The sequence below is a fragment of the Psychrobacter sp. 2Y5 genome (genome assembly GCF_051847375.1).
Taxonomy (GTDB): Bacteria; Pseudomonadota; Gammaproteobacteria; order Pseudomonadales; family Moraxellaceae; genus Psychrobacter.
The window spans coordinates 208318-218752 of the sequence record NZ_JBPYDA010000006.1; the positions used below are offsets into that span (position 1 = coordinate 208318).

Sequence of the window (10435 nt, forward strand, 5' to 3'; positions counted from 1 at the left end):
TCCACTACAGCGCTCAGTGTGATCTATCGTATTCTGACCACGTGGTCGCATTGACGTCTTTTTCATCAAACACTACCACATGTTCAAGTAATGGCAAAATACCAATATGGCTGCCAACCTCATGATTATGGTGGCTCGCCACAAGTGACAACACCGTTTGACCATTCTCTAATTGCAAGCGATACAGATAGTTAGCACCGCGAAACACCCGTCCAACCACTAGAGCAGTCTGCGGGCTATCATCGTCATGAATAATATCGTCAGGACGGACGAGGACTTTAATAGGCGTGCCATTAGGATAGTCATACTCACAGTATTGCGGCTGACCTGAAGCATCATAGACCTCCATGCGCCGATAGATATCGCCAAGTGCCGTCTCAACATGACCCTCTTTGATGATGCCATCTATCATCGCGCCCTCGCCAACGAACTCTGCGACAAAAGGACTAACGGGTTCATGATAGAGCTCACTTGGCGTTGCCCACTGTACGAGTTTACCTTGATGCATCACCCCGACTTTATCCGCTATCGCAAAAGCCTCGTTTTGATCATGCGTCACTAAGATAGCAGTCGTATTGGTGCGTTTTAGGATGTCACGCACGCTCATCGCTAGTGACTCGCGCAGTACCACGTCGAGATTAGAGAAAGGCTCATCAAGCAGTAGCAATTTAGGCTTAGGGGCCAGCGCCCGAGCTAAGGCCACGCGCTGCTGTTGACCACCCGATAACTCAGCGGGACGCTTATCTGCATGCTCATTCAATCCCACTAGCTCTAACATCTCCGCTACGCGCGCTTTTTTGTCGCTTGCAGACCATTTATTGAGACCAAAACCGATGTTTTTAGCGACACTGAGATGACCAAATAGCGCATAGTCTTGAAATACCATGCCCATACTGCGTTTGGCAGGAGCTACTGCAAATGAGTGGCGTTTATCTTGTTCGGTTAGGCGTTGATGATTGAGCTCAATTCTACCTTGACGGGTAGGTTCAAGACCGGCTATCGCTCGCAGCGCTGTAGTTTTACCGCAGCCGCTATAGCCCAAGAAACAACCAATCTCGCCTTGCTGTAAGCTCAACGATAAGCCATTGACAATAGTTAAATTATCATAGCCAACGATCAAATCCTCTACCTTTAAAAAAGGCTCAGTGTTGCTGCCCAAAGCGCGCTTTCCACTATTAGCATCAACTTGTCCAAGCATTTGCTCATTTTGCATAGATTGGCCTTTTTGAGGTAACACTGATAGAGGAATCACAGATGATTTTTTACTCGCTTCTAGTCTGGCTTTGGCTCTTGTAAGCTTTGGATCTAGACCTTTTGCAGATTTTTGACTGCTTTTTACAGAAGGCTCTTTTTGACTCTTATCTTCTTTGTCTAGAGCGTTATTAGTCAAGTTAGTATACATAGAAGGTACTCGTAAGCTATCAATAAATAAGACTAGCGACTATCAATATTAAGGGTGATGACTACTATTTAAAGAGGCTAAACTTAAAGGTGCTAAATTTAAGAGTGTCACATTTGAAAGTGCTAACACTAAACTTTAATCATTTAACATAGTCATTTACGTGGATTAGTTATACTTTTCACTTTGACGCAGTAATATCCATACTGGTATTAGCCCCACTAAGACAATCAGCAAACTTGGTAGCGCCGCTCTCGCCCACATGCCTTCGCTAGTCATCTCAAACACTCTTACTGCAAGCGTATCCCAGCCTTGGCGACGCGTCATTAAGGTAATCGGCATCTCTTTCATCACTTCCACAAAGCCCATTAATAAGGCCGTCAGCACCCCAGGACTGAGCACCGGTAACACCACTTGCCGCCAGCGCTGTAGCGGACTGGCGCTCAATAGCTCAGCGGCGGCTTCTTGATTGACCGTAAGCCGCTGCAATTGCCGATCAATTGGCTGAAAGCTCACCGTCATAAAGCGGGTCGAGAGCGCTAATAACATCACAATGACGCTACCTGACAACACCTGCTTTGAGGTAACGCCAAAAGCGATCAGCTGATTGTCCAGCCAAGCAATAGGAATAAACACCCCAACCGCTAGCACTGTGCCCGGTACTACATAGCCTAAATTAGCTAAAGTGGTCATCAGTTTCGTGCTTTTATCGGCATACTGACGCTTAATCCAAGCAATAATGATAGCGAGAAAAGCAATCAGCACTGTGGTCATGCTCGCGATAAGCAGACTGTTGGTGACAAAATCAATATAGCGCGCATCAAAGTCTTGGCGGTAGTTCATCGCCGTCCAATATAGTAGCTGCAAGAACGGCACTAAAAAGGCTAACAAAAATATAAGACTGCAGAGCAGCGTCATGCCCCATTTAGCTGCTGCATTACTAGTCAGACGCTTATTGCTACTTTGCGCGCTTTCTTTGCCGCGACGCGCCTGCCAATACTGCTCAAATATCACGACAATAAATACTACGCCAATGAGTAAAGCCGCCAGTTGCGCTGCGGTGGTCAAACTAAAAAAGCCAAACCATGCCTTGTAAATAGCAGTGGTAAAGGTATCGACATTAAATACCGACACCGCGCCAAAATCCGCTAGAGTCTCCATACTCGCCAGCAGTAAGCCGCCAATAATCCAAGGCAGCGCTTGCGGCAGTGCTAAACGAAAAAACACGCGGCTACGACTGAGCCCAAGCATCTGCCCCGCTTCGATAGCGCGGTGACCTTGCGACAAAAAAGCTTGCCGAGCTAATAGGTAAACATAAGGATAAAAAGCAAGCGATAAAATAAAGCCTGCGCCCCAAACGTTGCGCACTGAAGGAATAGCGGTGCTAATGCCAAACTCTCGTAAGCTGGTCTGCAAAGGCCCACTAAAATCAACAATCCCCACCGTCACAAAGGCGAAGACATACGCAGGTATCGCTAATGGTAGCATCAACGCCCAAGAAAAAAACCGTTGCCCTGGGAAGCGGTACATACTGGTGACCCAAGCAAGCGAGGTGCCTAGGCTACCGGAGATGATCGTCACCATCGCTAATAAAATAGCGGTGTTTTTTAGCACTTGCGGCAGCACATACTCGCCCATATGCGACCAAATATCAGCCATCGGCTGTGTCCATGATAGTAGGACGATCAAAATCGGTATCAGCATAAACAACGAAATCAGTCCTAAGACTGATTTTGATAAAACACGCTTAAGAAGGGTACGGTCCTTAACAACAACAAGGTCCGGAGTCCCTATATCGTCTTGATGTTCGGACGCTTTTGGTATCGTTAACATAACCTTACTACCATCTTGTACCCTTTATAGCGACTCTAATGATTGAAGCCTACTTATAGCCAGCTTTATCCATCATTTGGATAGCTTGAGTTTGCAGCGAGCCAAATTTTTGTACATTGATGTCATCTTGTTTAAAGCTGCCCCAAGATCTCAGCATATCTGACTGATCAACGCCTTCTTTTACCGGATATTCTTTATCGGAGCTGGCATAGATGCCTTGCGCTTCATCAGAAGATAACCATTCCATCAGTTTAAGCGCGCCATCTGGATTGTCTGATGCCGCTACCACGCCAGCGCCAGAGATGTTGACATGCGTACCGGTGGTGTCTTGATTGGCCCAAAATATCTCTACGGGAAAATCAGGGTTTTCATCAAGGATACGTCCATAATAGTAGCTATTGGCAATACCCACTTCGCACTGACCAGCAGCGATGGCTTCCAGCATACTAGTATCATCACTGAACACATCAGTAGCTAAATTATCCACCCAGCCGCGGATGATCTCTTCGGTTTTCTCGGGGCCTAAATGCTCAATCATACTGGCAACTAATGATTGGTTATAGACCTTTTTTGAGGTGCGCAGGCATAGCTTGCCTTTCCATTTTGGATCGGCCAAATCGGCATACGTCGATAGCTCCTCAGCATCAACCTTGCTAGGATCATAAAAGATAGTACGAGCGCGTAGTGATAAACCAGTCCAATTGCCCGCTGGATCACGGTACTTCGCCGGAACATTAGATTCTAGCACGGTAGAGGCCACAGGCTGCAATAAACCCTGCTCCCCTGCTTGCCATAAGTTACCGGCATCAACGGTCAAGAGCATGTCGGCTGGCGTGTTATCTCCTTCTGCTTGCAGACGCGCCATCAGTGGGCCCGTTTTATCGGTCACCAGCTCAATCTTAACCCCAGTCTCTTCGGTATAGCGATCTAATAATGGCTTAATCAGCTGCTCATTACGCGACGAATAAATCGTCACCGTTTGATCGCTATTGGCCGTTGCTGCCTCAGTCTCAGTCGTTGGCGTCTCACCCTCAGCCGTCTGTTCAGGCGTCTGCGCTTGATTACAACCGACCAAACCTAACATCATGCTAAAGATAGCCACAGATAACGTGGTTCTTATGGGTTGACTTACCGCGACTGAGTCATTGAGCGCTTGTAACGACATGGCTTTCTCCAAAGCTGGATTATAAATAAAAGAACATCAATAAAGGAATATATAAAACGAGATAAACGGCTTAAAACTAGAAACCACATACTAATAGAAATGAGATTAATTATCAATAACTTTATGCGACTCGCTCTGTCAGGTATATCCTATTAAAGGCTCGGTTTTACAGCATTTATTAGCGATGTAAAATCCACTGTCCGACAATGACATTCACCGCCGCTTCAGTACGCAATATTCTTGGGCCGATAGTGAGCGCTTGGCAGCCTTGCGTAGCTAGCAGCTCAATCTCATAATCGATCCAACCGCCCTCGCTACCGATACAAACTATCTTAGGTAAGCCATTATTCTCAGGTAAGCCGCCATCAATATAAGCTCGCTGTAAGTATGCTGACAGCGATAACGAGCCATAAGGATGAGCCACAATCGCCTGTCCCTTTGCGGCGGTGAGCAAACCTGGCAGCTTGTCTTCCACAAAAGGTTTGAAGCGTTTCTCTATAGTGATAGACGGCGCGATAGTATCGACACTTTGCTGCAAACCTTCGAGCACAAACTCATCAAGGCGGCTAAGCGTTGGACTTTGCCAGTAGCTTTTTTGGCTGCGATAGCTATTTATTAAGATGATGTTTGCCACTCCAAGTGCGGTCATATCCATAATCAAACGGCGCAGCACCTTTGGGCGTGGCAGCGCTAAAATAACGGTTAGATCCAACTTAGCAGGCGGTGCAAGAGCGAGCTCCACCTCGCGCAGTTGAATGACCGTCGGTGTTATATCATCGATGATAGCGCTACCGAGCTTGCCACCCAGTTGCCCAATCTTTATAGTGTCGCCTACTTTTAGCCCTAATACTTTATCGATATGAGCGATTTGTAGAGGCGAAACAATGCGGGCAAAAGTACCTGAAAACTGCGCCTCTGGTAATAAAATACTATTCATAAACTGCCTTATCGATGCTTTGCTCAACAACCTGCTCAATCATCGTTAGTTGCTGCTCTAGCACCGATTGTTGCTCGGCTGTCATCTGCGCTCCTGCTTGCCCAGCTGACTTGGCAGATGACAAATGATTCAACCAAAACGCTAGCTGCTGATAGATAAGTTCATTATCACTGAGCATTTTAGAGTTTGAAATGGAATTATTTGCAGCATCCATAACGGGTAAACTACCTTTATCAGAGTGATAATGCTCATTGTTCGGCTGATATAGTGCGCCTACCTCTGCTAATTTATCCACTACGCTTTGACAAGACTGCGTATATTGGCCCATCAGTATAGGCGTTGCTACGCTCGCGGGCTCTACGGGATTATGACCGCCAATATCCACTAACGAGCCGCCAACTAGAGCGACATCGGCTTGCTGATACCAGTGCATCAACTCGCCCATCGTATCCGCTAGATAAACTTGCGTTTGGGCGCTAACAGGCTCATCTAAGCTACGTCTAGCCAGTGTTAAACTGCGAGCTTTGATCAGATCAGCGACCTCATCAAAACGCTCAGGATGCCGCGGCACTATAATCAATAGAGTATTGGCTAATTTGGTATCCGCTAATAAGCGCTGCTGCATAGATAAGGCAGCCTCCTCCTCGCCTTCGTGGGTGCTAGCCGCTACCCATAACGGTCGATTCAACGTTTTAAGCCCTACAATGTTAGTTGCGTCTGGCTCAGCTTGCTTGGCAGAGGTAGGCGTATTAATCACCCATTTCAACGAACCAGCTACTCGAATTTGCGCGCTTGACGCACCAAGCTGACGAAAGCGCTTTGCCGATTGGTTATCTTGCGCGATGATTAAGCTTAAGTTTTGCATCATGCTAGCGCTTACCGCGCCGATCTTTTGATAGCTGTTAAAGGATGATAAAGATAAGCGTCCATTGACCAAAATACTCGGAATGCGCCGTTCAGATAGTTTGCTCAAAATAGTAGCCCACAGCTCAGTTTCTATAAATAAAGCGGCAATAGGCTGCACGTGCGTCAAAAAACTCTCAATAACGACAGGACTATCAACAGGGACATAACTGTGACTCAAACGCCCTTGCGCGATATCATCAGCGAAGCGCTTGGCTCCGCGAGCAAAACCAGTTTGAGTGGTATTAGTCAGCCAAATAGCGTAGCCTTTTGCCATCAAAGCGTCCAATAAAGGAGCGGCAGTATTGGTCTCTCCTAGAGATACCGCGTGACACCAAATCACTGTTGGCGCTTGTTTAGAGGTCATTACCTGTGACGGTTGCGGCGGCGCAGGATACGTCTTGCCAAAACGCTGAGCGACCTCCTGCTGATAATTATCACGCTTGTGCGAGCGGTGCCAAACTTGCATACGATATAAGGGCTTGAGAATAGCAATAGCTACTCGATAATACCAAGGTGGCGCTACAAAAGAAGAGGACATGAGAGGTTCAGCTTGGGTTAATGAATAATATAAAAAGCGGTAATTTTACTGCAAATGATTAGAATAACGCTATTAGTCAGACAAAAATAATTAATAATAAGGCGACTAGCACTACCATGCCAATCAATAGCTGATAGCGTTTTAAGCTATGCTGTTCTTGGGCTTTAGTCGTCATCAAGAGCTGTGCTTGCTGCCATTGTTTATCGATAATCATCGCCTCAGGATGACCATTAGCGGCTGCTTGCTCTAGCCAATATTTGCCCATAGCTATATCCTGCGTAAGCCCAAACCCTTGATAATACAGCTTACTTAACAAGCGCTGGGCACGGCTATCATTGGCATCAGCCGCTTGCTTAACTAAGCTTATGCCTTTGTCTTTGCTAGCTTTGCCTATAGCCGCTTTGTCTTTATGGGCCGGACTCTCAGTGTCTATACTCGGCTCAGTCATGACTTCGCCTAATAGCTCATACATCGCCAGTCGTAACATAGCGGCAGTATGGCCTGCATTGGCTGACTTCTGTAATAAACTTAATGCTTGCTGGTGAGCAGCCTGATGAGTATCAGAGAACTTGACTTGCGCGCGCGGTTTATTTTGCTTAGCAATATGACGCTCGAACTGATCGAGTATGTGACAAGCTTGCTCGTATTCCTTGATACCAGCATTTTGTGGGAATTCAATCTCATTCAGCTCAGTTAATAGACGAGTAAAAACCTCAGGAGTTGGTTGGGAGTTTTTATTAGCAGCTTTATGATTTTTGGTCTGGCTATTAGGGCTTTTATTAACATGGTTATCAACCTTAATATCCGCCGTCATTGCAGGATTATTACCACTTTCAGTTGGCTTTAACTGCGCTGTGGTTGACGATAAGACAGTATGAGTAGGCGGCTTAGTGTCTATATCTACCGATTGACCTCGCCCTAATTTTTGCTGATATTCTGGCTTGTTTTCTGTGTTCGCCTGAGGTCTTTGAATCGTTGCTGTGGTAGTAGCCATCTGAGAGGTTTGAGAACGGATCTGAGGCAAGCGCTCTTTAACCGCCTGATATAGGCCACTAGCAATTTGCCCACCTTGAGCGGCGACAAACTGCCGATCAATATGACCGAAAAGTCGTAAGCCGATTGGCTCTAAAGCAAAAAATAACGCACTGGAATGAGGGTTCGCATCATTCAGATCGTTATTTACTTCAGGGCTATTTACTTGAGTGCCATCTACTTCAAGGCTATCTGCTCGATAAGCCACCGCCATTTCTTGATAAAAATCAGCAACAGATAAGCTCAGATCAGGATAACGGCGACGCAGCTCAGACTGACTATACCAATGCGGTAGGCTTTTCCACTCACGGGCTAAAATACGTCCGACATAAAACGCAAGGAACCATAATAAATGCCGAAAGCGATCGTCAGCCAATAAGTCAGCTTCTGCTGTGACATGCTTAGCATTATCTCGGCGTATTTGCGATAACAGCGTGTCCACGCGCTGCAAGCTCGCTAGCGTCTCATCTAGCTTGCAAGCCTGCAGCTGCTCCTCATAAGCGATACCACCGGCGATAGGTCGCTCTCCTAAAAAGTCTTGCCAGTACCCTTCAGCGATATAATCAAGTGAAGTTTTGGCTACAAAAGAATCAGAGCTAGCAGACATAACGAAACGTATCCTGTAGGTGAATGAACGTGCTAATTATAACAAGGGACTAAACAAGCGTATCACATTATCAAACAAGCTTTTAGAACGAGGGCGCTGCTGCCAATATGACAGCTCTAAGAATTGACAATTCTGTAAATAAGCATTTTGGCAGCTCACAACTTGTGCCACCATCTCTGGCGTATAAATCGCCAAAGTCACTTCCATATTCAGATAAAAGCTACGCATATCGATATTCACCGTACCAAACAGACAGTAATCATCGTCAATGACCACCGTTTTAGTATGCAGCAAACCGCCTTCAAAGCGTGCGATCTTAACGCCCGCCTCCAACAGCTCTTGATAATAAGCCTGCGAGGCGTGCTGCACTAAGAATGAATCTACCTTTTTTGGCACGATCAAAGTCACATCGACGCCGCGCCTTGCAGCCGTAGTTAGTGCGCCAGATAAGGCTTCGTCTGGCACAAAATAAGGGGTAGTAATTTGAATACGGGTATTGGCTCGGTGAATGACTGTTACTAAGGTATTATAAATCACATGACCTGTCAGCTGCGGCGCTGATGGAATCAGCTGAGCGACGACGTTATCTACTACAGGCATGGGCGCAATATCTATCAAGCTTGTTCCTGCTAGCGGCTGCACGGCACTCTCTTGCTCATCTGACTCCTCGTCGAGCACTTGCACCCGGCTATTGAGATCATTAATAGTAGGATGCATCACATAGAGCTTACGCGTGTAATTATTCACCCGCTTATCAAGCTCATAAAGATTATCTTGACTCTCAGCGCCGATATCGGTGACCACCACTTTAGTCATAGCCGTAGCGATACTAATCGGTTGCACGCTAGTACTACGAATCATCACATCAATCCACTGTCCGACATTTTTATCTTGTTTAAAAAAATTGGGATCAACCAAATTAAAGCTGCCGGTATAGCCTATATACTCATCGATGACAATAATCTTACGATGATTACGCAAGTCTGAGCGCTTAAATAAGGTCTTAAACAGCCCTACTGGCAGCGACTGATGGACAAACACACCCGCTTTTTCTAATGCTTCATGGTGCTTGCGATTAACAAAAGCTAGACTACCGACGCTGTCAGCTAATATGTGACACTCTACCCCGCGCTTTGCCGCACTGATCAAAGCCTGCAACACCTCGAGCACTTGGCCTTTAGGATAGACAATATAAAATTCCATATAGATAGTATGAGCAGCATTATTTATATCGGTAATAAGCTGATCAAAAATAGCGCTTGGACTTGTCAGCAGCTGCATTTGATGACCGGCAAACACTCCAAACCCAGTCTTTCGCGTTCCGATCAAGCTAACACCGCGATAATGATTGGACAATAGATCTTGGCCTTGATCAAAAACCAAACGCTCACGAGCCGCCATGTCGTTAGTCAATAGCTGCGCTTGATCGACTCGCTGCCGATAGCGCCGCCCAATCATTGGCTCCCCTAATAAAAGATAAGCGCTAAACCCCACCAAAGGCAGCGTATAGAGCATAGCAATCCAAGCAATAGATACGCCAATATTGCGCTGTACTGTGACGATGCGCAAAGTCATGACTACCATCAAAGTAATATGCAATACTAAGCCTAGACCGGCTAAGTCGATCCAAGACCAGGGTGCAAGCGTTTGTGGTGTCGCTAAAGGATCTATGGTAGGCTCCAATGATTAGGGCGTGAAAAGACAAACTGCTATAGTAAGCTTCTATCCTATAATTTATCAAATAGTATTTATCTATAAACTTTTATAGTCAATTTTAAATAAAAAAGTACAGCCCTTACAGCGTGCTACTATATCTGTTTTATAATGCCGCGACTCTATTCCTACGCACTTTTGACTACCGAAATTATTTATTTCACCGATTTATAAAATAGTGTTTGACAGACATGTCTAAATCTATATAATACACACCCACAGCAAGGAGCTTTATTGGTTCTGAGTTGTTAGAAGTTGATTAAGAGGTGACAGTCTTGATTAGCTAGATCTAAGAAATTCATTAG

General features: G+C 45.8%; 7 protein-coding genes. All 7 read right to left on the minus strand.

Features of this window, described 5'->3' with window-relative positions; genetic code table 11:
* Positions 1–13: 13 nt before the first annotated feature.
* Positions 14–1402 (minus strand): ABC transporter ATP-binding protein, encoded by a 1389-nt coding sequence (locus tag ACS8E3_RS08380; RefSeq protein WP_439243151.1) that lies wholly within the window; start codon positions 1400–1402, stop codon positions 14–16.
* A 165-nt stretch (positions 1403–1567) separates the two neighbouring features.
* Positions 1568–3232, minus strand: coding sequence for an ABC transporter permease (locus ACS8E3_RS08385; protein ID WP_439243153.1), 1665 nt, complete (start codon positions 3230–3232; stop codon positions 1568–1570).
* Positions 3233–3281: 49 nt separating this feature from the next.
* Complete coding sequence (locus ACS8E3_RS08390) at positions 3282–4397, minus strand: extracellular solute-binding protein (protein WP_439243155.1); 1116 nt, start codon at positions 4395–4397, stop codon at positions 3282–3284.
* Positions 4398–4575: 178 nt separating this feature from the next.
* On the minus strand, positions 4576–5334 hold the full coding sequence (locus tag ACS8E3_RS08395) for a 16S rRNA (uracil(1498)-N(3))-methyltransferase (RefSeq protein ID WP_439243157.1): 759 nt from the start codon (positions 5332–5334) through the stop codon (positions 4576–4578).
* Complete coding sequence (locus tag ACS8E3_RS08400; RefSeq protein WP_439243159.1) at positions 5327–6778, minus strand: 3-deoxy-D-manno-octulosonic acid transferase; 1452 nt, start codon at positions 6776–6778, stop codon at positions 5327–5329. Before ACS8E3_RS08400 ends, ACS8E3_RS08395 begins: the two co-directional genes overlap by 8 nt.
* 76 nt (positions 6779–6854) lie before the next feature.
* Positions 6855–8417 (minus strand): tetratricopeptide repeat protein, encoded by a 1563-nt coding sequence (locus ACS8E3_RS08405; RefSeq protein ID WP_439243161.1) that lies wholly within the window; start codon positions 8415–8417, stop codon positions 6855–6857.
* A 36-nt stretch (positions 8418–8453) separates the two neighbouring features.
* Positions 8454–10100, minus strand: coding sequence for a cardiolipin synthase (locus tag ACS8E3_RS08410; RefSeq protein ID WP_439243163.1), 1647 nt, complete (start codon positions 10098–10100; stop codon positions 8454–8456).
* Between the last annotated feature and the right edge of the window lie 335 nt (positions 10101–10435).

Excerpts from the sequence above, each read along its gene's own strand:
- ACS8E3_RS08380 (WP_439243151.1), bottom strand. The coding sequence starts at position 1,402 with ATGTATACTAACTTGACTAATAACGCTCTAGACAAAGAAGATAAGAGT.
- ACS8E3_RS08385 (WP_439243153.1), bottom strand. The coding sequence starts at position 3,232 with ATGTTAACGATACCAAAAGCGTCCGAACATCAAGACGATATAGGGACT.
- ACS8E3_RS08390 (WP_439243155.1), bottom strand. The coding sequence starts at position 4,397 with ATGTCGTTACAAGCGCTCAATGACTCAGTCGCGGTAAGTCAACCCATA.
- ACS8E3_RS08395 (WP_439243157.1), bottom strand. The coding sequence starts at position 5,334 with ATGAATAGTATTTTATTACCAGAGGCGCAGTTTTCAGGTACTTTTGCC.
- ACS8E3_RS08400 (WP_439243159.1), bottom strand. The coding sequence starts at position 6,778 with ATGTCCTCTTCTTTTGTAGCGCCACCTTGGTATTATCGAGTAGCTATT.
- ACS8E3_RS08405 (WP_439243161.1), bottom strand. The coding sequence starts at position 8,417 with ATGTCTGCTAGCTCTGATTCTTTTGTAGCCAAAACTTCACTTGATTAT.